Source organism: Amycolatopsis sp. NPDC031561, assembly GCF_055580625.1.
On sequence record NZ_JBVILA010000001.1, the window covers coordinates 809,535 to 829,701 of the forward strand.

Consider the following 20,167-nt stretch of genomic DNA (forward strand, 5'->3'; position numbering starts at 1 on the left):
ATGCACGACTATCGGCTCGATCTGGAAAAACCGCTGATCGACGCTCATCTCGACGAGTTGCGCCGCCGCGTCTATTTCGTGTCGGAGGACATCGTCGACTTCCAGCTGGTCTTCTCCGGCGACGAGGTGGTCGCCGTGGTGGTGACGACCGACGAGCCCGCGGATGCCGCCGAGCTCTCCAGGAAGCTGGAGTTCGTCGTCGAGAACGACGTGCGGACCCAGCTGCCGACGCCGCCGAAGGTGGTGTGGCGATCCGACTCCACCCGGGTGCCGCTGTCCGACGTCTTCGAGGGAATGCTGGCCGATGGCGTGGTGCACGAGATCGGCCCGGGTCAGGTGGCGCTCGGCGAACCGGCGATCACCGCGCTGAACACGCTGGACGGATTGCTGCGCCGCATCATCGACGACGAGTTCGACGCACGCGAGTACCGGTATCCCACGCTGCTGCCGGTCACCGCGCTGCATCGCAGTGGCTACCTGTCGTCGTTCCCGCAGCACATGATGTTCGCCGCCCGGCTGGACGGCGACGTCGACACCTATCGCGCCTTCGCGAAGGAAGTCACCGAGCGCGCCCAGATCGGTGAACACATCCTCGGGAAATGCGGTCCGGTGGACCGGTGCCTGCCGCCGACGATGTGCTACCACACCTTCGACCAGTTCTCCGGGTCCACATTGGACAAGGCGAACATGGTGGTGACGGCGAAAGGCGGATCGTTCCGGCACGAGGCCCGATACCACCGGACGCTGGAACGGCTGGCGGACTTCACCATCAGGGAAACGGTCTTCCTCGGCTCGGCCGAGTTCGTCCGGAGCGCCAGGGACCGGTTCCGGGACCGGGCGATCGAACTGGTCGCCGAACTCGGGCTCGCCGGGCGGTGCGAGGTCGCCAACGACCCGTTCTTCGCCAGTGTCGAAGGAGCGGCGCGAGCGTCGTCGCAACGGCTGCTCGAACTCAAGCACGAGCTGCACCTGGATGTCGGCCCGCAGGGGGAGAGCATCGCGGTCGGCTCGTTCAACCTTCATGAACAACATTTCGGAGAAGCCTTCGGCATCAAGGGCCCGGACGACGAGGTGGTCTATTCGGCCTGCGTCGGCTTCGGGCTGGAGCGCCTGACCTACGCGGTGCTGTGTCAGTACGGATGGGACATGGCCGGCTGGCCGGAACCGCTACGGGAGCGGGCCGAGCGGCTTCTTCGAGCGACCAGGGGAGATCGATGACGGACACCACTGCAGTCAGGCGCGTCGGCGTACTCGGCGCCGGCACGATGGGCATCGGCGGCGCGCACGCGTTCGCCGCGGGCGGATTGCCCGTGGTGCTGGTGGACACCTCCCGTGCGGCCCTCGACCGCGCACGCGACGAGATCGCCAACAACGCCAGGCTTTACGGGATGCTCAACCGCGCGCTCGCGGCAAGCACGCCCGCGGACGTGCTCTCGCGTATCACTTTCACCACCGAGGCGGACGAACTCGCCGACGTCGATTTCGTGGTGGAGAACGTCACCGAGAACTGGGAGGTGAAGCAGGGCCTATACCGCGAGATCGACCGGATCTGCTCGCCGCGGTGTGTTTTCGGGGTGAACACCTCGGCCATCCCCATCACCAAGATGGCCTCGGTGACCGAACGCCCGGACAGGGTCGTCGGAACCCATCTGATGAACCCGGTACCGCTCAAGCCGCTGGTCGAGGTGATCCGCGGTTTCCACACCTCGCCCGAGACCATCGAACTCACCCGCGAGGTCTTCCGCCGCATCGGCAAGGACTGCGTCGTGGTCGAGGACTCCTCGGGTTTCGTGACCAACCGGGTCGCGATGCTTTCGGTCAACGAGGCGATTCTCCTGCTCCAGGACAACATCGCCTCGGCAGGCGACATCGACCGGCTTTTCCGGCAGTGCCTCGGGCACCAGATGGGACCGCTGGAGACCGCGGACCTCATCGGGCTGGACACCGTTCTCTATTCCCTCGAAGTGCTGCTCGACAATTTCAACGATCCCAAATTCCGGCCGGCCCCACTGCTCCGCAAACTGGTCGCGGCAGGCCGGCTTGGCCGCAAGAGCGGCCATGGTTTCTTCCCCTACGAGCCGGTCAACGCCGGGACGATGGCAGGTGCCGAATGACTGAGGACCGTATTTCGATCATCCGCGCTTTCATCGCGCAGAACGTCCGTGACACCGAACTCACCGACGATCACGACATCTTCGCCACCAGCAGTGTCAGCTCGATGTTCGCCGTCCAGCTGGTGATGTGGGTCGAGCGGACGTTCGGCGTCGCCGTGGTCCCCGCCGACCTCGACATCGCCAACTTCCGGACGGTCAACCACGTGGCCAAGTTCGTCGAGTCCAGGCTCGGCGCCGTCGCCGAGAAGGAAGGCGCCACGGCGTCGTGACCACGACGTCCTCGGCCGTCTCCCCGGTGGCGGCGCCCCTGCCCGGCGCGCTGCCACCGGGGACCTGCCACGTGTGGTGGGCGAGTACCGCGCAGGCGTCCGATCGGCACCTGGCACTGCTGGACCCGGTCGAACGGGCGCGCCGTGCCGGGATCGCGGGACAGGCGGACCGGGACCGGTTCACCGTGGGCTGCGCGCTGCTTCGCCTGACGGCGGGCGGCTACACCGGCGTGGCGCCGGAGCGGGTCCGGATCACCCGGTCCTGTCCGGACTGCGCCCTCCCGCACGGCAAGCCTGTCGTCCTCGACGGGGACATCGAGGTCTCGGTGTCGCATTCGGGCAGGCGGATCGCGGTCGCGGTGTCGCGTGCCGGTGCCGTCGGCGTCGACGTCGAAGAGGTCCGCGCCGACGCCGACGTCCGGGGGATGGCCGCGTACCTGCTGTCCCCCGCCGAATCGGCCCGGCCCGCCACCCCCGGCGTCGACGAGTTCGCGGCTTTCTACACGTCCTGGACCAGGAAGGAAGCCATCGTCAAAGCGACGGGTGACGGCTTGCGGATGCCGTTGGCCGGTCTCACCCTTTCCCCGCCGGGAGAAAGGGTGAGGCTGGTGGCGGCGGAGGGCCGGGACGATCTGGCCGACCTGGTCACGATCAGAGATCTCACGGCGTGCCACGGGTATGTCGCGTCCGTCGCGGTGCTCGGGCCCCGGCTCCTCGAGGTTCGCGAACTGGACGGGAGCACGCTCTTGACGTGAAGGCGCAACCGGTTCCGCTCTGTGGACGTGCTGGTCCGCACGGACGGTCGCTGCCGACAATGACCCGCATGACCGGAACCGGCCTGACCGACGAAGCCACCTACGACCGCACACGGCTCGCGCAGTGGCGTGCCGGGCAAGCGCGAGGTGACGGGATGTCCCGGCGCGGGCTGCTTCGCCTGGCGGCTGGTGGCACCCTCGCGCTGACGGCGTTCGGGACGCTGCCGGTGGGGATGGCGTCGGCCGCCTCGCCGATCGTGAAACCGTTGCCACCGGAGTTCTTCGAGGTCTACGGCACCAACGCGGAAACGCGCTGGGAGGCTCTGAGCGGTCAGGGTTACCTGACGCCGATCGACCGGTTCTTCGTGCGGAACCACACCGCCACCCCGTCGATCGACGTCGGTGACTGGCGCCTGAAGCTGTTCGGAACGGGACTGCGCGGTGCGCCGACGGCGGACAGGCCCGTCGAGTTCACCTACCGAGACCTGCTCCGGTTGCCTTCGGAGACGATCACCTCCGCCATCGAATGCGCGGGCAACGGCCGGAGCTTCTTCAGCAGCCAGCAAGGGCAGGCGGTGTCCGGCACGGCGTGGAAGCTCGGCGCGATCGGGGTCGCGCGCTGGCGCGGCGTCCGGCTTTCCACCGTGCTGGCCAAGGCGGGACTGACGCGGCACGCGGTGGACGTCCTCCCGGAAGGACTGGACGCCGACTACGTGACGGGCGGAGTCAACCTGGGGAAGGTCCGGCGTCCCTTGCCGATCGCGAAAGCGTTGCAGGACGTCTTGCTGGCCTACGAGATGAACGGGCAGCCGCTCCCGCCGGACCACGGCCACCCGGTGCGGCTCGTCGTGCCGTCCTGGGTGGGCATTTCGTCGATCAAATGGCTGGGGCGCGTCGAAGTCTCGGAAACGCCACTGGTGTCGCCTTGGAACACCCAGTACTACCGGCTGCTCGGGCCGGGCTATCCGGCGGAGGGCACGGTGGTGACCCGGCAGGTCGTCAAGAGCGCGTTCGAACTGCCGTGGAACGCCGAATTCGCGGCGGACGGCAGGCATGTGCTGCGCGGCCGGTCGTGGTCGGGCAACGGCCGGATCCGGCGCGTCGAAGTCGACGCCGGCACCGGCTGGCGGCAGGCGAAGTTCGTGGGCACCTCGGCGGACCGCGGCTGGCAACGCTGGGAGATCCCGTGGCGCCCCAAGACTTCCGGCACGCACACCCTGCGGGCGCGGGCCACGGACATCACCGGCGCCGCCCAGCCGGACGTCACCCCGCACAACACCCAGGGCTACCTGTTCGACGCCGTCGTCCGCCATCCGGTCCGGGTGGTGTGAGATGACGCAGTCGGTCGCGGTGAACGGGGAACCGACCGTCGAGCTGACCCTGGCGTTGCGGGTGAGCACCGACTCCGAGCACGCGGCCGCGATCGCCGCGCGCCTGCTCCGGTCCTTTGAGGACACTGTCGGCGTGACGCTGACGGCACGGACGTTCCACGAAGGCGAAACGAACTCCGGTCAGGTCGTCGAACTCGCCGGACGGCGGCGGCGGCTCAGCGATTCCACGCCACCGCTGCGCATCGAGCCGGATTCGCGGCGAGTGCTGCTGTGCGGCGAGGTCCTGGACTTCACCAGGCTGGAGTTCGATCTCCTGCTGTTCCTGAGCCGGAACCCGGACCGCGTCTTCGACCGCGGCACCCTGATGGCACGGGTGTGGGAACTGAGCGGCGGCAACGGGCGGACCGTGGACGTCCACGTCCGCAAGATCCGCGGGAAGCTGGAACCCGTGCTGACGCCGATCACCACGGTGCGCGGGGTCGGCTACCGGTTCGACGGCGCGGGCCAGGTACTCATCGCGGACTGAGCAAAGCCGGAATGTCAGGATACGAACCGTGACTCCGACCTACGTTCTCGTCCACGGCTCCAACAGCGCCTCGTTCACCTGGGGCCCGCTGCAGCGCGAGCTCGCCCTTCTCGGCCACCGCACGCTGGCCGTCGACCTGCCGGGGCACGGCTTCAGCGCCGGTTTCCAGTCGGCCTACCAGGCGCCGCAAGACCTCGAAGCGCTGGCCACGGCGCCGTCGAACCAGGCAGGCGCCACCGCCGCCGAAGCCGTCGAGCACGTGGTGGACGTCGTGCGCGAGGTCGCCGTGCACGGGCCGGTCATCCTGGTCGGCCACAGTCGCGGCGGGGTCGTGCTCACCGGGGTGGGCAACGCCGTCCCGGAGCTGATCGAGCGGATCGTCTACGTCTCCGCGTGGTGCGCCGTCGACCTGACGCTGGGCGAGTACATGCAGGAGCCCGAGTACGCGACCAGCGCGCTGAACACTGTCGGCGGTGTCGTCGTCGCCGACCCCGCCGCGCTCGGCGCGCTCCGGATGAACTGGCGCACCGCCGATCCCGCACTGCTGGCCGCGTTGAAGACGGCGATGCTCGAAGACGGCACCGAGCAGGAGTTCTTCGCCTACCTCAACACTCTCGAGCCGGACGAGAGCCTCGACGCCGGTACCGAGAGGGCCGACGCCGCCACCTGGGGCCGGATCCCGCGCACCTACATCAGGCTCACCGGAGACCTGTCGATCCCGCTCGCGCTGCAGGACCGCTTCATCAAGGAGGCGGACGCGCTCACCCCGGACAACCCGACCGACGTGCGTTCGCTCGAAAGCAGCCACGTCCGCTTCCTCATCCACCCGAAGGAGGCGGCCGCCATCCTCGCCGGGCTCGCCTGAGCCCGGGGTACTGTGCCGCCGGGGGGAGGAGGAGACCCGAGAACGATGACGGACGGACCATTCACCAAGGGGCACCTGACCACGTTGCTGATCAGTTCCGCGATCGGGGTGGGATTCGGGGCCGGGTGGTGGTTCTTCGGTGCCGCTTCCGTCTCCGGCGGATCGACGCCGCTGGTCGTCCTGGGTGTCCTCGCGGTACTGGGCCTGGCGGGCTGGCTCGTCCTGACCGCCCGCCGCGGTGCCGGGCTGCCCGCGGGCGGCGGCCGGGAGGAGAGCCCGTTCGGCAAGCGGTATGGGATCGCCGTGCTGCTCATGCTGGTGGGGATTTTCGCCGGGGCGAGGGTGCTCTCGGCGGTCTTCGAAGTTCCCGAAGCCGTGCCCGCGTGGGTGCTTTTCGTGGTCGGCTTGCACTTCCTGCCGTTCGCGAAACTGTTCGGGTCGCGGCGTTTCCTCGTGCTGAGCGTGTTGTTGTGCGTCGTCGCCGTGCTCGCGGCCGCGCTCGCGATCGCGGGCTGGACGGCGGCCTGGCAGCTCGTGCCGGGCTTCGGCGGGGCAGTGATCCTCTGGGCGACCGTCGTCGCCGGGCTGCTCGATACGGCTCGTCAGCGAGCGACAAGCCCGGCTTCGTAGGCGAAGATCGTCAGCTGGACCCGGTTGGTCGCGTCGAGTTTCGCGAAGATCCCGGCATGATGCGGTCATGACCGAGCCCGCCCATCCGTTCGCCCCGCCCGCCCACGAACGCCACTGGATCGAAACCGTCACCGAACTGGCGAAGGACTTCGCCGCGACGGCCGCCGAGTTCGACGAAACGGCCGAACTGCCCATCGCCAACCTTCGCGCGTTGCACGGGACAGGACTCGACAGGGCGGCGTTGCCCGCGGAGTTCGGTGGCGAGGACCTCAGCTATCGGGCCTACGGCGAGATCGTCCGGATCCTCAGCGCCGCCTGTTCCTCGACGGCGTGTATCTGGGTGATGCACATCGGCGCCGCGGTCGGCCTGGTCCAGCTGTCCGATCCCGCGACGGGCCGCTTCTACGCCGGGGAACTCATCGGCGGCAAGCGGTTCGCCAACGCGCTGTCGGAACCGAGCAGCGGCAACATGTTCCTGATGCCGCAGCAGCTCGCCGAGCCCGTCGACGGCGGGTTCCGGCTCACCGGCGCCAAGCGGTTCGTCTCCGGCTGTGAGGCCGCCGACCACTTCCTGGTCAACGCGCTCGTCGGCGGCGTGCCCACCTTCTTCGGCGTAGCGCCGGACGACACGATGACCTTCGTGCCCATCTGGGACACGATGGGACTGCGCGCCAGCCGCAGCCAGCTCGTCTCCTTCGAAGGGACCGTCCTGCGGGAAGACCGCAGGTGCCCGCCTTCGACCGAACGGCGCCCGAACCACATCTCGGCCGGACTCGCCTTCCTGTCACTCGGGATAGCCGACGCGGCGGAGGACGCGCTCGTCTCGCACTCCCGAAGCCGCGTCATTCCCGCGACCGGACAGCCGCTCGCCGAGATGCAGTGGCTGCGGTTCGAAGTCGCGGATGTCCACACCCGCCTCGAAGCCGCGCGCGTGTACGCCCGGAACATGGCGTGGCTGGCGGATCAGAACTCGCCGGAGTTCCTGCCCGCGACCATGACGGCGAAGGTGCTCGCGAACGACATCGCCCGCGATGTCGCCCAGCTGGCGCTGAAGGCGGGCGGCGGTTCGGGTTTCCTGCGCACTTCGCCGATCCAACGGCTGTTCCGGGACGCGCAGGCGGGCGGGCTGATGGCCTATTCGGCCGAAGTCTGCAAGGACCTGATCGGGAAGACGGTGCTCCTGCCGCAGGACTGACCGCGGATGGACCCGGCCGGGTGACGTCACGCCCGGCCGGTCCCGCCGAAGCGGGTCAGCAGCAGCCGGTGCCGCCGCAGTCACAGTCGCACCAGTCGTCGTTCCGCATGATCATCCACCTCCTCTTCCGGGTTCGCGGTCAGGCGGGCACCACGCGCCGGGAAGGGGATCGGCGCAGTTCTCACCGGACATCCCGGACAGCATGGAAGTGAGTTCGGCGCGCAGCGCGCCGAGCCGGGTCATCTCCGCGTCGATTTCGGCGAGATGGCGTTCGAGCATGGTTTCGGCGGGTTCGCACGGGCACACCCCGGTGTCGCGCACGCTCAGCAGGTCGCCGATCTCCGTCAGCGTGAGCCCGAGCCGCTGGGTGCCCCGGATGAACCGCAGCCTGTCGATGACGCCCTCGTCGTAGCGCCGGTGTGCCCCGGTGGTCCGCGCCGGTGCGGGCAGAAGGCCGATGCGCTCGTAGTAGCGCACGGTGTCCGGTCGCACCCCGGCCCGGGAGGTCACCTGGGACATGGTCAACGCCGTCAGCGCCGTCGTCGCTTCGGTTCGCATGTCCCGAGGGTAGAACTTGGACCCGGCTCCAGAATCAAGTCCGGAATTCGACCGGGCTCGCGAGGAGAAGACGACGGCGCGACGTGTCCGCATCATTCGAAAGGGTGGAAACGGCGAGAGGACGGCACGGTGACTGACTTCCGGTACGTGATCAGGGACCTCACCACGGAGGGTGAACAGGTCGACGCCCTGGTGTCCGATCTGGACGACGCGGGATGGGATCTGCCCACCCCCGCGGGCGGCTGGTCGGTCAGGCACCAGATCGCCCATCTCTCCTTCATCTTCAGGATCGCCGGACTGGCCGCGGCCGAGCCGCGGAAGTTCGGCGAACTCATGAAGAGCTCGATGGCGCGCGGATTCGACGCCGCCGTCAACGCGGCCCTCGACGACTACCTCGGTGACCCCAACGAGGTCCTGCTGAGCCGTTGGCGCGCCGAACGCGACGCCGGTATCAAGGCGCTCGCCGCGGTCCCTGCGGACCAGGTCGTGCCGTGGCTGGTCAACCCGCTGCCGCCGGCCATCCTCGCCTGCGCGGGGATGATGGAACTGTTCGCGCACGGCCAGGACGTCGCGGACGCGTTAGGGGTGCGTCCGGAGCGGACCGACCGGCTCGCGTACCTCGTCGGCTTCGCCGTCCGTGTGCGGGACTTCGGCTACGAGGCACGGGGCCTGACACCGCCGGAGCAGGAGTTCCGCTTCGAGATCACCTCGCCGTCCGGCCAGTTGTGGACGTTCGGACCCGAGGACTCGCGGCAGCGGATCACCGGCAGCGCGGAGGACTTCTGCCTGCTGGTCACGCGGCGCCGTCACCGCGACGACCTCGACGTCCGTGCCGAAGGCGCGCTGGCGGACCACTGGCTGGACATCGCGCAGGCGTACCGCGGGCCCGCGGGCGAGGGACGCGCGTCGGGGCAGTTCGACCGCTGAGAACCGCACCACGGCCACGGTGATTTACGGCATCCTGGAAGTCGCGATCAACTCCACTCGGTGCGATCGTCGAGGCACACGGGGTCTAGGAGGCGATCGTGGCACGGGTGTGGTTGATCAGGCACGGGGAAAGCGAGACGAACGCGGGGCTTCCCGGCGGCGAGCCGGGTGCTTCGGTGCTGACCGAACTGGGCAGACGGCAAGCCCGCGAAATCGCGAAATCGCTGGCCGAGCCGCCTCGGTTGATCGTGACGTCGCCGTTCGTGCGGGCGCGGCAGACCGCGGAACCGACGATCGAACGGTTCCCCGGCGTGGAGTGCGAGGAGTGGCCTGTCCAGGAGTTCACCTTTCTCGGCGAACTCCATGGACAGGTCACCACCACGGCCACCCGGAAGCCGTACACGGAGGCGTACTGGAACCGGGCCGATCCGCACCACGCGGTGAACGGCGCGGAGTCCTTCGCCGCACTCTTCACCCGGACCCAAGAGTTCCTGGCGCGGCTGGGCGAGCGGGAACCCGGGCCGATCGCCGTCTTCACGCACGGGCTCTTCATCCGCGCCGTCATGTGGTCGCTGCTTACCGGGACCACCACCCAGGACAGTGAGGCCATGCGCGGATTCCGCACGTTCGCCGACACCTATCTCGTGCCGAACGGCGACATCACCGAACTGCGGTACACACCAGGGAAGCGGACTCCGCGAGTGGTGGTCCCGCTCGCCTCCCGGTTCGCCGCCCGCTAGGGCTTCAGCAGCAGCTGGAGCTTGTTCACCCCGGTCATGTGCGGGCTGGGGATGAACGCGGGCGGAGCGGCCGGATCGGTGCGCAGATCAGGGAACCGGTCCAGCAGGATGTTCAGCGCGGTCTTGCCTTCCAGCCTGGCGAGCGGAGCGCCGATACAGAAGTGGATCCCGCGGCCGAAGGCCAGGTGCGGGTTGTGCGCCCTGGCCGGATCGAAGGTCCCCGGATCCGTGAACGTGCGCGGATCCCGGTTCGCCGCCGCGACCCAGACGAAGAGCATGCTGTCCGCCGGGATGGTCCGGCCGCCCAGTTCGACCTCGGTTGTGGTGGCGCGCGCGACGAGCGCGAACGGGCTGAGGAAACGCAGCGATTCCTCGATGGTGGCGGGCAGCAGCGAACGGTCCTCTCGGACACGCCGGTACTCGTCCGGATGGGAATCCAGGCACAGCACGGTGTTCCCGAGCAGCATCGTGGTGGTGATGTGCCCGGCGAGCAGCAGCACGTTCGCGAAGTTGACGACTTCGTTCTGAGTCAGTTTCTCGCCGTCGACCTCGGCTTCGACGAGTTTGGTCAGCAGGTCCTCGCGCGGGTTCCGCCGCCTGTCGTCGACGTGCTCGGAGAGGTAGTTCACCAGGTTGTTCACTTGCTCGCGCGTTTCCTCGGCGGCCTTCTTGTCCTCCTCGGTCTGCTTGAGCAGCGACCGCTGCTGGCTGTTGTTCAGCAACTTGTCGACCCATTTTTTGAACAGGTCGCGATCGCCGGCCGGGATACCGAGCAGTTCGGCGATGACGATCACCGGTAGCGGATAAGCCAGGTGGGTCACCAGTTCCATCGAGTCCGCGCCATCGACGGTGTCGAGGAGTTCGTTCGTCAACTCGGCGATCCGCGGTTCGAGATCGGCGACGACCTTCGGGGTGAAGGCGTGACTCACCAGCGTGCGCAGCTTCTTGTGGTCCGGCGGGTCCATCTGGAGCAGGTTGCCTTCGACGAACTGGTCCTTCTCCGGCGATATCTCCGCGGGGATCAGGCGGGCGGTGTCGGAGGAGAACACCTTGGGATCACTCAGGGTCTTCAGTGCCTCGGCGTGGCCGTAGACGTGCCACATGCCCGCGTCGGGATCGAAACGGACCGGGTCGGCCGGGAATTCGTCCCGAAGCCAGAACTGGCTTTCGTGGACACCCCAGGTTTCGGCGATGGTGGTCATGGCTTGCCCCCTTCTTCTCGTGGTGGAAGAGCTCGGATCAGGCGGGCTCCTCGGTGCCGTCCTGCCGGTAGATCCAGGCGCGATAGGACGAGATCAGCTCCCGGAACGCTTGGATCACTTCGGCCGCGGTAGCGGCCACGTTCGCCGGTGACGGCGGCTCCGGCGGCTCGAACGCCCTCCGGATGACGTGCGCGAGGGCATCGGCCTTTTCCTCGGCGGTGAGGCCGGTGCCCTCGGTGGTGAAGCTGTCCATCAGGTAGAACCCCAGCGCAGAGGCGCGCAAGGTGAAGAGCAGGTCCGGGATGTCGTCGCGCAGCAGCCCGCGGTCGGTCATCGTCTTCAGGTACCGCTCGGTGACGACGGCGTCCTGATCCTGCAAGGGATGTTTCTTCAACCGGCCCAGCAGTTCGGTGTTGCCGGTGATGAGCGCGCCGAGCAACGGACTCCGCTGGGTGTAAAGGAAGACCGTCCGCTGGAACCGATGCGGGATGACTTCCGCCGGATCTTCGTCCAGCCGGCCGAGGAGACTCTCGGCCGCCCGGAGCGATTCACGCAGGAGCAACGCGTGGAAGAGGTTTTCCTTGGTGCGCCAGTGCAGGTAGACCGTGCCCTTCCCGACGTCGGCCTGCTTCGCGATGTCCTCGATGGTCACCTTGCGATAGCCCAGCCGGATCAGCAGGACGCCGGCCGCGTCGAGGATGCGATCGGCGCGGCCGGCGGTGCGGTCCGGACGTTCTGCCACGTGCGCTCCCAATCTCTGACTTCGTGACCAGATTTGCTTATCTGGTCATCCGGTCAGTAAGACGGTAGCGCCGAGGGGACGGGTCCGGCAAGGAGAACGGCGGTTTTTACCGCAGACGGTGGGCGAGCAGGAACTTCCAGATGACCGGGGTCGCGTTGATGACGGTCGGGGTGGCGGAGTCGTTGTTGGGCGCCGTACTCGGCCAAACATGCCCCGCGCCTTCGACGCGGTAGTGCTGGAGCGAGCAACCGAGCCAGCGCTGGACGGTGACGTCGGTCTTCGGCGAGTACTGGATCGGGCGGGGGAAGCAGCCGTTCCGGTCCGCCCATCCGGCGAGCCAGTCCGGCAGCGTCGGCAGGCCCTTGGCGGGATTCCCGGTGTACGGGATCGTCGTGTCGGCCGTGCCGTGGAAGTCGAGGATCGGCGCCGGGCGCGACGGGTGGCATTCGCCGCCCTGCGGATAGAACGCGCCGGCGACGGGGGCGAACGCCGCGATCCGGCCCGGCATCCGGCAGGCGAGCACGCCGACGAAACCGCCGCCGTTCGATTTGCCCGTCGCGTAGATCCGGCGGGAGTCGACGCACAGTTCCCGCTGGAGTGTGGTCAGCAGGTCGCTGGTGAAGAGCACGTCGTCGGCGGCCGCGGAATACGGCGCGCCTGTCCAGGCCGATTCGCCGTCAGTGCCCGGAAGTCCTTGCGGGTAGACGGAAATCGCGTCATACGCGGAGAAACCGGAGAGTTCCTCCTGGTACTTCGAGGTCCGCTTGTGGCCGTGGAACGACAACACCAGCGGGTACGACCGCGACGGCCGGTACCGCTCGGGCACGTGCACCGTGTACTCGCGGACCAGACCGCCGGACGTCAAAGTCCGCAGCGTCGTCGCTCCCGCGGGCATCGGGGACGGACGGTGGCAGCCGGTGGTCGGCACCGGACGATCGATCGGCGACGGCGCGGCCGACGCCACCGGTGCGGCGAGCAGGCTCAGTCCGGCGGCGGCGGCCGCCGTCAGCGCGAGACGGCGTAGATACTTCGTGGGACCAGGCACGCGATCCTCCTTGATCGGGCGGCGGGGCGGTGATCAGGGTCACTCCCGGCACCGGCCTGGTCAGCATTGTGTTCATTGAGTTTTCGGACTGCTTTTCCTGTCACTCCGTCATGGCCGCGATGCCGGGGCCACGGCAGGTCAGCCGCAGGCCTTTTTCGCCTCGAGCACCCGGGTCAGCGCCTCGTCGACCCGGGCGGCAGGGAGGTCGCCGGACGCAAGCGCTTGCTCCAGCGTGGTCAGCACCGTGCCGACGTTGCCGCCGGAGGACCACAACGCCTGATCCGCCCCCGCCTGCAAGGCCTTGAGGACCGCCGTCGGCAACGGGTACTGCGCCGTGATCGCCTTCATCGCCCCGAGATCGTCCGTGATCACCGGGCCGTCGAACGCGTAGTCCTTCCGCAGCAGCCGGTACGCCGGCGCCGAGAGGGTCGACGGGGTGCCGCCGGTCAGATCGGGCACGTCCAGATGCCCGACCATGACGCCGACCTCGCCGTACTCACCGATATCGCGGTACGGCACCAGGTCGACCTTCCGCAGCGAGGCCAGCGGCGGCGTCCGCACCAGTCCCTTGTGGGAGTCCCCGGTGGCGTGCCCGTGCCCGGGGAAGTGCTTCAGCACCGGTTGCACCCCGGCGTCCCGCAAGCCCTGCGCGAACGCCAGGACGTACTTACGCGCGACTTCGGGATCCGAGCCGAACGAACGGTCGCCGACGATGTCGCGGTCCGGCTGGTCCGTGATGTCGGCGTCGGGCGCGTAGTCGACGGTGACGCCTCGGGCCCGCATCTGCTTGCCCCGCTCGGCCGCCTTCGTCCGCACCTGTGCCGGCGTCAGGGTCGCGGCCATCTTCCGGGCACTCGGCATGGTGCCGTCGAGGGCGTCGATCCGCTGAACGCGGCCGCCTTCCTCGTCGATCGCCACCGACACCGGGACCTTCGCCGCCCGCTGCACCTCGTCCAGCGCGCGGTTCTGCAGCAGGGCGGTCTCGTTGCCGCCGAGGAAGATCCCGCCGACCTGCTGATCGCGCACCAGCTTCACCGCCGCCTGGGGATCGCCGGCGTTCACGCCGACCACCATCAGCTGCGCCAGCCGCTGCCGGGGGCTCATCCCGGCGATGACGGCTTCGCAGCCCGGATCAGGCACCTGCTCCGCCCTCGGTGACGGCGAGGAAGAGGGAGGGATGACGCTGGACGGACTCGAAACAGTGCTGCTGCGCGGCGGTACCGTCCCGGCCGGTTGTGCCGATCCGGCCTGTTCGTTCGCCGTACCGCACTGCACGCTGGTGGCCAGAACGGTGGCGGCTCCCAGAATGACGGCCGTCCATCGCTTCGTCGTCTTCGGGCGCCCGGAGTTCATCAGCTCGTTTCGTTCGTCGTCCATGCCGGTACCGACGGTAACCCCAGTTGCCCTTTAGTACGCGCTCGCGTGTCCTTTTGTTCGTGGTCGTGCGGCCTCGGGCCTCGGCTCCACTCCCTCCTCTTTCGTGTTCTCCCTCGTCAAACCGCTGTTGGGACTTGACAGTTCGATCTGCTCCGCCGTAGATTACCACATGGTTATGGAACCGCAAGGTTATCTAGGGGCTCTCGTCCCCGCGGCATGAGAGCCCGATCGTGAGAACTGCTCGAACCTGTGAAACGGCTCGAGCTTGTGAGAACTGAAAGGCGGGCGACCGTGGCCCAGGATCTGCTCGATGCCACCTTCGCGGCACTCGCCGACCCCACCCGCCGCGCGATCCTCGCGCGGCTCGCGCGCGGCGAGGCCACTGTGACGGAGCTGGCCGAGCCGTTCGCGATGAGCCAGCCTGCCATCTCCAAGCACCTGAAAGTGCTGGAGCGGGCGGGGCTGGTGGCACGGGGGCGTGACGCACAGCGTCGCCCCTGTCGCCTGGTGGCCGAGCCGCTGAAGAACGCGAACGAATGGCTCGGTGGCTACCGCCGCTACTGGGACGAGGCCTTCTCGCAACTGGACCTCGTCCTCGAAGACGAGTTGCGGCACCCGGAGCGCCGGGACGAGACCGACTGACCATCGCACGAGCGGAAAGGGACGACACGATGGGACGCACTCTCAGCGTGGTGAAATCCGGCGATCTCGAGATCATCATGACGAGGTCGTTCGACGCGCCGAGGGCGCTGGTGTTCGACGCGTGGACCAAACCGGAGCTGGTCCGCCGCTGGTTCGGCCCGCACGGCTGCGAGGTCGTCGAATGCGAGATCGACCTGCGCGTCGGCGGCAGATGGCGCTACCGGCTGCGTCACGACGATGGGATGGAGATGCTGCTGCAGGGCGTCTACCAGGAGATCAGCCGTCCGGAAAGGCTCGTATCCCTGGAGACGAACGAGGACTGCGACGCCTCGGAAGGGCAGGCGCTGGCGACGCTGACGTTGGTCGAACACGGCGGCGTGACCACTCTGACCCAGGTGCTGCGGTACGGCTCGGAGCGGATCCGGGACGCCGTGCTCGAATCCGGGATGGAGCGGGGCGTCGGTCAAGGCTTCGACAAGCTGGCCGAGGCCGTGGCCGTCCCGGCGAGGGCGTGAACACGATGAACGCCATCGCGGAGCGCTATCGCGTCCGGGCCGACGCCTTCGAGAGCAAGGTCGCCGCCGTCGGAGCCGGGCAGTGGGAGAACAGGTCTCCGTGCGCGGAGTGGAACGCCAGGGATGTCGTCGGGCACATCGTCGACATGCACGGCGCGATGCTGCGCCCCTTCGGACGTGAGCTCGGGCCGGCGCCGTCACTCCTGGAAGACCCGCTCGGCGCCTTCCGGGCGGCCCGCGCCGATGTCGAGGCCGTCCTCACCGATCCTGTGCTCGAGGCCACGGAGCACGAGACACCGGCGGGGAAGATGACCGCCGGACAGCACATCGACCAGGTCGTCAGCGCCGACATGGTGGTCCACGGCTGGGATCTGGCCCGTGCCACCGGGCAGGACGACACGATCGACCCGGCGGAGGTCGCCCGGATGTGGCCCGGAGTGCAGGAGATCCCCGACCAGATGAGGATCCCCGGTGCCTTCGGGCCGGGAATCGTCGTTTTCGGTCCCGAAGTGAAGGTGCCCGAGGACGCGCCTTTGCAGGACAGGCTGCTCGGGCTGCTGGGCCGCGACCCGAACGCCTGACGGCGGTCAGACGTGAATGCCCCGGTGTCGCCGGGCGGGCCGGGAAGGAACCGGTACCTCGGCGGCGTCGGTCCCCTTGGCCGCGGCCAAGACACGCTCCAGAACCGACAGAGAGGAGGTGAGCAAAGAGATCTGGTTCTGAATCCGGATCTTGGCGATCTCCAGTTCGCCGGTCATCTCCGGTGAAGGCACCAAATGTGTGTCGTCGCCGGAAACACAGGGAAGGAGTTCCGCGATCTTGCCGCTGCACAACCCGGCCGAATAGAAGAGCTGGATCTGCAGAACCCGGGCGATGTCGTCTTCGGTGAAGGTCCGGTAGCCGTTGCCGCTCCGGTCGGGACGCAGCAGGCCTTCCGTTTCGTAGTACCGCAACGAGCGGACGCTCACGCCGGTCCGCTCCGCCAGTTCGCCGATCCGCATGAGGCCACAGTAACCGGGGAAACCGAGGTTGACCGTGACGCCGGTGTCAGGGTTTAGCTTCGCGTTCATGAGGCTGCTCGAAGAATTCCGCGGTACCGCGATGCGGTTGCCGAACCGCGTCGCGATGGCCCCGATGACCCGGGGGCGTGCCGACGACAAGACAGGCGCGCCACATCCGCTGACAGCCGAGTACTACGCGCAACGTGCGAGCGCCGGCTTGATCGTGAGTGAAGGTGTCTGGGTCACCGAGACGGGCAAGAGCGGTCCGGGTATCCCCGGACTGGCGACAGACCGCCAGGCCGAGGCCTGGCGTGAGGTGACGGAGGCCGTGCACGAGGAAGGCGGCCGCATCTTCGCGCAGCTCTGGCACGCAGGCCGGGTCTCGCACCCCGGTGTGATGGGCCGGACCCCGGTGGCGCCGTCGGCGGTCCGGCAGGCCGGGCGGATCTTCGTGGCAGGCGGCTGGACGGAGACGGTCGAGCCCCGCGCGCTCGGCGAGGACGAGATCGGCGAGGTCGTCCAGGACTTCGCCGCGGCGGCACGCCGGGCCGTCGACGCCGGGTTCGACGGTGTGGAACTCCACGGTGCCAACGGATACCTCATCCAGGAGTTCCTCGCGCGCAACACCAATCGCCGGGAAGACCGTTACGGCGGTTCGGCCGCCGCCCGGGTCGGTTTCCCGCTCGAGGTGGTGGCGGCCGTGGCCGAACAGATCGGCGCGGCCAGGGTCGCGCTGCGGATTTCCCCGGGCAACCCGGAGAACGACATCGTGGAAGACGACTGGAAGGAGGTGTATTCACGACTGCTCACGGAACTACGCCGGTACGAGCTCGCGTACCTGCACGTCATCGACACTCCGCAGGCCGAAGCGCTGTCCTACCTGCGGCCGTTGTGGCCGGGGGCGCTCGTCGCGAACCTTCGCTCTCAGGAGCCGACGTCCCGGGCCGAGGGTGAGTCCTTGCTCGAAGCCGGGCTGGCCGATGTGGTCGCCTTCGGCAGGCTGTTCATCGCGAACCCGGACCTGCCCGCCCGATTCGCGCTCAACGCCCCGCTCGCCCGAGCGGACCACGACGTCTACTACGGCGCCCGGCTCGACGGCTACACCGATTTCCCGGCTTTCGAACCGGACTCGGCGAAGTTCGCCTGTTCGGCGCGCAGCTGATCTTCGCGGCCCGTTCTACAGTGCGGGGATGGTCAAGACGGCAGTGGAAATCGCGGCGGCTGTGCGTGCCAAGGAACTCGACCCGGTCCAGGTGACCCGTGAGGCGCTGGCCAGGATCGCGGCGGCAGACGGGGTGATCGGTGCGTTCCGCCGGGTTCGGGCCGAGGAGGCGCTCGCCGAGGCCGCGGCCGTCGCCGAACGCGCGGACCTGGCCGACCTGCCCTTGGCCGGAGTGCCGGTCGCGGTCAAGGACGTCGCGCCGGTCGAGGGCGAGTATGCCTCGTGGGGATCGCGTGCGGGCTCGTCTGTGGCGTCCACAGAGGACGGTGAGATCGCGCGACGCCTCCGCGCGGCCGGGGCCGTGATCGTCGGCCTGACCCGGGTGCCGGAGCTGTGCATCTGGCCGTCGAGCGACGATCCGGACGGGACGGCGCGCAATCCGCGCAATCCGTCCTACGCCGCGGGCGGTTCGTCGGGCGGGAGTGCCGCGGCCGTCGCGGCCGGGTTGGTGCCCATCGCGCACGGCACCGACGGCCTGGGCTCGATCCGGCTGCCGTCCGCGATGTGCGGCATCGTCGGCCTCAAGCCGGGCAAGGGGGTGGTCCGGGTACCGAATGAGGACGGCTGGTTCGGCCTGTCCACGCACGGTCCGATGACGACCACCGTGGCCGACGCGGCCGTGCTGATGTCGGTCCTCGCGGAACAGCCCGGCCTGGCCGACCTCGCCGACCCGAAGCGGTCTCGCATCGCCCTGTCGACTCAGGTCCCGTTGACGAGGGCGCCGTTGCCGCGCGCGTTCAGCCGGGCCGTCGCCCAGGCCGGAGAGCTTTTCCGCGCGGCAGGGCACACCGTCGCGCCCGGAACGCCCCGCTACAGCGCCGGAGCCATCGGCGGCCTCCTCGCGCGTTGGGTCGCGGGCCCGGCCGAACAAGCGGCCGGGTTCGATCTCGGCGCACTCCAGCCCCGGACGCGCACGCACGTGCGGCTCGGGCATCTGATGGCGAAACGGGTCCGCGAGACCACTCGCGAGCGCTGGCTGGAGCGTGCCGAAGAATTCTTCGCCGACCACGATGTCCTGGTCACGCCCATGCTCGCGAGCCTCCCGCTCAAGGCCCGCAGGTGGCACGAAAGCCGATGGATCGCCAACGTGCTGCCATCCGTGCGCGTCGCGGGCTTCGCCGGCCTGTGGAATCTCGCGGGCTATCCGGCCATTTCGGTGCCGGTCGGCGTGCATTCCTCGGGTATCCCGGCCTGCGTTCAGCTCGTCGCCGCGCCTGGCGGGGAAGCACTCCTCCTGGGCCTCGCGGCCCAGCTCGAAGCGGCCAATCCCTGGCCCCGCACCACCACCTCCTGACCCCGGAAAGAGAGCAAGGGACCTTTGCTATCACTCTCCGAAAGAGAGCGATAGCAAAGGTCCCTTGCTACTTCGCGCTGGTCAGGAGCCGGTTTTGGCGGGCGACGGCTTCTGGCCGTTCGCCTTCGGGCCGTTCTGCTCGCCCTGTCCGTTCTTCGGCGCAGCGGCGGCAGGCGCCGAAGAAGCGGGTTTGGCCGGGGCGGTCGCCTTCGACGCGGGCTGCTCGGCGGGCTTGGCGGCAGGCTTCGTCTCTTCGGCCTTGCTGTCGCCGCCGACGAGCTTCGAAGCGTGCGGGATCACCGACTCCTCGGGCAGTGCCGCGAGCATCGCCTCGCTGCCCTTCAGGACCTCGTCGGCCTGCAGCAGGCTCTTGCGGGCCTGCTCGCGGATCTCCGCCAGCCTCTCGACCTTCCGCTGGGCGGCGGTCGTGCGCTGAGCGGCTGTCGTCGTGGCCTCGTCGAGCCGGCGCTTGGCCTCGGCGGTCGCCTCGTCGACACGGCGCTTGGCTTCCGCGGTCGCTTCCGCGATCCGGCGTTCGGCCTGGTTCTTGCTGGCCGTCTGCTGGTCGGCGATGTGCTTCTCGTGCGACGTGCGCTGAGCCGTGATCGTCTGCTCGAACTCGCGCTCGATCTTCCGGCGCTTGCGCTCGGCCTCGTTGTCCAGCAGTTCCCGGCGCTGGGCGGCCTCGACGGTCAGCCGGTGGACCTCGGCCCGCGTCTCGGCGAGCGCGGATTCGTGCTCGGAGTGCAGCGCGTCCGCCTGCTTGTCCAGTTCGGCGACGAGCCGCGTGTAGCGCTCACGGAGCTTCTTCGACGCCTCACTCGACGACGCCCAGTGCTTCTCGGCCGCGACCTCGGCACGCTTCGTGACCTCTTCGGCACGAGCCTGCGCGAGCGTGACGGTGCGCTGCATCCGCTCGTCGAGGTCCTCGAGCCGCTCCGGCGGCTTCTTGAGCTCCTCGATCCTGGCGTTGAGCTTCGCCACCTCGTGGCGCACGGTTTCGAGTTCGCGCGACGCCGACGTCGCCTGGGCGATCGCGGCGTCGCGGTCGGTGATCACGCGATGCAGCTGGGCTTCGAGATGATCCAGATACTGGCGCACTTCGTTCCGGTCGAAGCCGTGCCAGGCCTGGGTGTACTCGCGCCGCAGGGGCAACAGGCCGTTGTCTCGCTCGGGAACCATGGTCACGACGGTACCTGCGTACCCGGCGTCGCCGT

The 20,167-nt window shown here is 68.7% G+C and carries 23 protein-coding genes and 1 pseudogene; 16 read left to right on the forward strand and 8 right to left on the reverse strand.

Features of this window, described 5'->3' with window-relative positions; all coding sequences use genetic code 11:
• From ACZ5IK_RS03930 to ACZ5IK_RS03965, 8 genes are all read left to right on the forward strand, one after another.
• On the forward strand, positions 1-1,218 hold the full coding sequence (locus tag ACZ5IK_RS03930) for a class-II aminoacyl-tRNA synthetase family protein (RefSeq protein WP_465486438.1): 1,218 nt from the start codon (positions 1-3) through the stop codon (positions 1,216-1,218).
• The gene (locus ACZ5IK_RS03935) at positions 1,215-2,114 is read left to right on the forward strand and encodes a 3-hydroxyacyl-CoA dehydrogenase family protein (protein WP_465486439.1); all 900 of its coding nucleotides are present in this window, start codon (positions 1,215-1,217) and stop codon (positions 2,112-2,114) included. Before ACZ5IK_RS03930 ends, ACZ5IK_RS03935 begins: the two co-directional genes overlap by 4 nt.
• The gene (locus ACZ5IK_RS03940) at positions 2,111-2,383 is read left to right on the forward strand and encodes an acyl carrier protein (RefSeq protein WP_199192894.1); all 273 of its coding nucleotides are present in this window, start codon (positions 2,111-2,113) and stop codon (positions 2,381-2,383) included. The genes ACZ5IK_RS03935 and ACZ5IK_RS03940 overlap by 4 nt, the downstream gene beginning before the upstream one ends.
• Positions 2,380-3,138, forward strand: coding sequence for a 4'-phosphopantetheinyl transferase family protein (locus ACZ5IK_RS03945; protein WP_465486440.1), 759 nt, complete (start codon positions 2,380-2,382; stop codon positions 3,136-3,138). The genes ACZ5IK_RS03940 and ACZ5IK_RS03945 overlap by 4 nt, the downstream gene beginning before the upstream one ends.
• Positions 3,139-3,206: 68 nt before the next feature.
• The gene (locus ACZ5IK_RS03950) at positions 3,207-4,469 is read left to right on the forward strand and encodes a sulfite oxidase (protein ID WP_465486441.1); all 1,263 of its coding nucleotides are present in this window, start codon (positions 3,207-3,209) and stop codon (positions 4,467-4,469) included.
• A gap of 1 nt (position 4,470) precedes the next feature.
• On the forward strand, positions 4,471-4,995 hold the full coding sequence (locus tag ACZ5IK_RS03955) for a winged helix-turn-helix domain-containing protein (RefSeq protein ID WP_410600494.1): 525 nt from the start codon (positions 4,471-4,473) through the stop codon (positions 4,993-4,995).
• Positions 4,996-5,023: 28 nt separating this feature from the next.
• Complete coding sequence (locus ACZ5IK_RS03960; protein ID WP_465486442.1) at positions 5,024-5,860, forward strand: alpha/beta fold hydrolase; 837 nt, start codon at positions 5,024-5,026, stop codon at positions 5,858-5,860.
• Positions 5,861-5,905: 45 nt separating this feature from the next.
• On the forward strand, positions 5,906-6,490 hold the full coding sequence (locus ACZ5IK_RS03965; RefSeq protein WP_465486443.1) for a DUF7010 family protein: 585 nt from the start codon (positions 5,906-5,908) through the stop codon (positions 6,488-6,490).
• On the opposite strand, the pseudogene ACZ5IK_RS03970 reads toward ACZ5IK_RS03965, so the two are convergent.
• Positions 6,463-6,552: pseudogene (locus ACZ5IK_RS03970) on the reverse strand (DNA-binding response regulator); the annotation flags it as partial. The gene ACZ5IK_RS03965 and the pseudogene ACZ5IK_RS03970 sit on opposite strands and share 28 nt — an antisense overlap.
• 5 nt (positions 6,553-6,557) lie before the next feature.
• Here ACZ5IK_RS03970 and ACZ5IK_RS03975 point away from each other — a divergent pair.
• On the forward strand, positions 6,558-7,685 hold the full coding sequence (locus ACZ5IK_RS03975) for an acyl-CoA dehydrogenase family protein (RefSeq protein ID WP_465486444.1): 1,128 nt from the start codon (positions 6,558-6,560) through the stop codon (positions 7,683-7,685).
• 111 nt (positions 7,686-7,796) lie between these two features.
• Here ACZ5IK_RS03975 and ACZ5IK_RS03980 read toward each other — a convergent pair whose 3' ends face one another.
• Positions 7,797-8,243: a MerR family DNA-binding protein gene (locus ACZ5IK_RS03980; protein WP_465486445.1), complete on the reverse strand. Its 447-nt coding sequence runs from the start codon at positions 8,241-8,243 to the stop codon at positions 7,797-7,799.
• Between the two features lie 129 nt (positions 8,244-8,372).
• On the opposite strand from ACZ5IK_RS03980, the gene ACZ5IK_RS03985 reads away from it, so the two are divergent.
• Positions 8,373-9,170, forward strand: a complete 798-nt coding sequence (locus tag ACZ5IK_RS03985) for a TIGR03084 family metal-binding protein (RefSeq protein WP_465486446.1) — start codon at positions 8,373-8,375, stop codon at positions 9,168-9,170.
• Positions 9,171-9,268: 98 nt separating this feature from the next.
• Complete coding sequence (locus ACZ5IK_RS03990) at positions 9,269-9,910, forward strand: histidine phosphatase family protein (protein ID WP_465486447.1); 642 nt, start codon at positions 9,269-9,271, stop codon at positions 9,908-9,910.
• Here ACZ5IK_RS03990 and ACZ5IK_RS03995 read toward each other — a convergent pair.
• The 4 genes from ACZ5IK_RS03995 to ACZ5IK_RS04010 all read right to left on the reverse strand — a co-directional run bounded on the left by ACZ5IK_RS03995 (position 9,907) and on the right by ACZ5IK_RS04010 (position 14,276).
• Entirely contained in the window at positions 9,907-11,112 is a 1,206-nt protein-coding gene (locus tag ACZ5IK_RS03995; RefSeq protein ID WP_465486448.1) for a cytochrome P450, read from the reverse strand. The genes ACZ5IK_RS03990 and ACZ5IK_RS03995 overlap by 4 nt on opposite strands.
• A gap of 37 nt (positions 11,113-11,149) precedes the next feature.
• Positions 11,150-11,854, reverse strand: coding sequence for a TetR/AcrR family transcriptional regulator (locus ACZ5IK_RS04000; RefSeq protein ID WP_465486449.1), 705 nt, complete (start codon positions 11,852-11,854; stop codon positions 11,150-11,152).
• Between the two features lie 106 nt (positions 11,855-11,960).
• Complete coding sequence (locus tag ACZ5IK_RS04005) at positions 11,961-12,899, reverse strand: CE1 family esterase (protein WP_465486450.1); 939 nt, start codon at positions 12,897-12,899, stop codon at positions 11,961-11,963.
• Positions 12,900-13,037: 138 nt separating this feature from the next.
• Positions 13,038-14,276 (reverse strand): glycoside hydrolase family 3 N-terminal domain-containing protein, encoded by a 1,239-nt coding sequence (locus ACZ5IK_RS04010; protein WP_465486451.1) that lies wholly within the window; start codon positions 14,274-14,276, stop codon positions 13,038-13,040.
• Between the two features lie 291 nt (positions 14,277-14,567).
• Here ACZ5IK_RS04010 and ACZ5IK_RS04015 point away from each other — a divergent pair, with 291 nt between their 5' ends.
• From ACZ5IK_RS04015 to ACZ5IK_RS04025, 3 genes are read left to right on the forward strand one after another with little or no spacing between them, the layout of a single operon-like run.
• Positions 14,568-14,918, forward strand: a complete 351-nt coding sequence (locus tag ACZ5IK_RS04015; RefSeq protein ID WP_101610550.1) for an ArsR/SmtB family transcription factor — start codon at positions 14,568-14,570, stop codon at positions 14,916-14,918.
• A 29-nt stretch (positions 14,919-14,947) separates the two neighbouring features.
• Entirely contained in the window at positions 14,948-15,433 is a 486-nt protein-coding gene (locus tag ACZ5IK_RS04020) for an SRPBCC family protein (RefSeq protein WP_465486452.1), read from the forward strand.
• Positions 15,434-15,438: 5 nt separating this feature from the next.
• Positions 15,439-16,014, forward strand: a complete 576-nt coding sequence (locus ACZ5IK_RS04025; RefSeq protein ID WP_465486453.1) for a TIGR03086 family metal-binding protein — start codon at positions 15,439-15,441, stop codon at positions 16,012-16,014.
• A gap of 6 nt (positions 16,015-16,020) precedes the next feature.
• Here the strand turns inward: ACZ5IK_RS04025 and ACZ5IK_RS04030 are convergent, their stop codons facing one another.
• The gene (locus tag ACZ5IK_RS04030) at positions 16,021-16,503 is read right to left on the reverse strand and encodes a MerR family transcriptional regulator (protein WP_465486454.1); all 483 of its coding nucleotides are present in this window, start codon (positions 16,501-16,503) and stop codon (positions 16,021-16,023) included.
• Between ACZ5IK_RS04030 and ACZ5IK_RS04035 the strand changes: the two genes are divergently transcribed.
• The gene (locus ACZ5IK_RS04035) at positions 16,502-17,596 is read left to right on the forward strand and encodes an alkene reductase (protein WP_465486455.1); all 1,095 of its coding nucleotides are present in this window, start codon (positions 16,502-16,504) and stop codon (positions 17,594-17,596) included. The genes ACZ5IK_RS04030 and ACZ5IK_RS04035 overlap by 2 nt on opposite strands.
• A gap of 28 nt (positions 17,597-17,624) precedes the next feature.
• Positions 17,625-18,950, forward strand: coding sequence for an amidase (locus ACZ5IK_RS04040; RefSeq protein ID WP_465486456.1), 1,326 nt, complete (start codon positions 17,625-17,627; stop codon positions 18,948-18,950).
• Positions 18,951-19,031: 81 nt separating this feature from the next.
• Here ACZ5IK_RS04040 and ACZ5IK_RS04045 read toward each other — a convergent pair whose 3' ends face one another.
• A complete protein-coding gene (locus tag ACZ5IK_RS04045) occupies positions 19,032-20,132 on the reverse strand; it encodes a cell division protein DivIVA (RefSeq protein WP_465486457.1) in 1,101 nt (366 codons plus the stop codon).
• Between the last annotated feature and the right edge of the window lie 35 nt (positions 20,133-20,167).

What these genes read in the sequence shown, in the direction of transcription:
- ACZ5IK_RS04040 (WP_465486456.1), top strand. Translation starts at nt 17,625, where the DNA reads ATGGTCAAGACGGCAGTGGAAATCGCGGCGGCTGTGCGTGCCAAGGAA.
- ACZ5IK_RS03935 (WP_465486439.1), top strand. Translation starts at nt 1,215, where the DNA reads ATGACGGACACCACTGCAGTCAGGCGCGTCGGCGTACTCGGCGCCGGC.
- ACZ5IK_RS03995 (WP_465486448.1), bottom strand. Translation starts at nt 11,112, where the DNA reads ATGACCACCATCGCCGAAACCTGGGGTGTCCACGAAAGCCAGTTCTGG.
- ACZ5IK_RS03975 (WP_465486444.1), top strand. Translation starts at nt 6,558, where the DNA reads ATGACCGAGCCCGCCCATCCGTTCGCCCCGCCCGCCCACGAACGCCAC.
- ACZ5IK_RS04025 (WP_465486453.1), top strand. Translation starts at nt 15,439, where the DNA reads ATGAACGCCATCGCGGAGCGCTATCGCGTCCGGGCCGACGCCTTCGAG.
- ACZ5IK_RS04030 (WP_465486454.1), bottom strand. Translation starts at nt 16,503, where the DNA reads ATGAACGCGAAGCTAAACCCTGACACCGGCGTCACGGTCAACCTCGGT.
- ACZ5IK_RS04035 (WP_465486455.1), top strand. Translation starts at nt 16,502, where the DNA reads ATGAGGCTGCTCGAAGAATTCCGCGGTACCGCGATGCGGTTGCCGAAC.
- ACZ5IK_RS03940 (WP_199192894.1), top strand. Translation starts at nt 2,111, where the DNA reads ATGACTGAGGACCGTATTTCGATCATCCGCGCTTTCATCGCGCAGAAC.
- ACZ5IK_RS04045 (WP_465486457.1), bottom strand. Translation starts at nt 20,132, where the DNA reads ATGGTTCCCGAGCGAGACAACGGCCTGTTGCCCCTGCGGCGCGAGTAC.
- ACZ5IK_RS03980 (WP_465486445.1), bottom strand. Translation starts at nt 8,243, where the DNA reads ATGCGAACCGAAGCGACGACGGCGCTGACGGCGTTGACCATGTCCCAG.
- ACZ5IK_RS03955 (WP_410600494.1), top strand. Translation starts at nt 4,471, where the DNA reads ATGACGCAGTCGGTCGCGGTGAACGGGGAACCGACCGTCGAGCTGACC.
- ACZ5IK_RS03965 (WP_465486443.1), top strand. Translation starts at nt 5,906, where the DNA reads ATGACGGACGGACCATTCACCAAGGGGCACCTGACCACGTTGCTGATC.
- ACZ5IK_RS03930 (WP_465486438.1), top strand. Translation starts at nt 1, where the DNA reads ATGCACGACTATCGGCTCGATCTGGAAAAACCGCTGATCGACGCTCAT.
- ACZ5IK_RS04020 (WP_465486452.1), top strand. Translation starts at nt 14,948, where the DNA reads ATGGGACGCACTCTCAGCGTGGTGAAATCCGGCGATCTCGAGATCATC.
- ACZ5IK_RS04010 (WP_465486451.1), bottom strand. Translation starts at nt 14,276, where the DNA reads ATGGACGACGAACGAAACGAGCTGATGAACTCCGGGCGCCCGAAGACG.
- ACZ5IK_RS03950 (WP_465486441.1), top strand. Translation starts at nt 3,207, where the DNA reads ATGACCGGAACCGGCCTGACCGACGAAGCCACCTACGACCGCACACGG.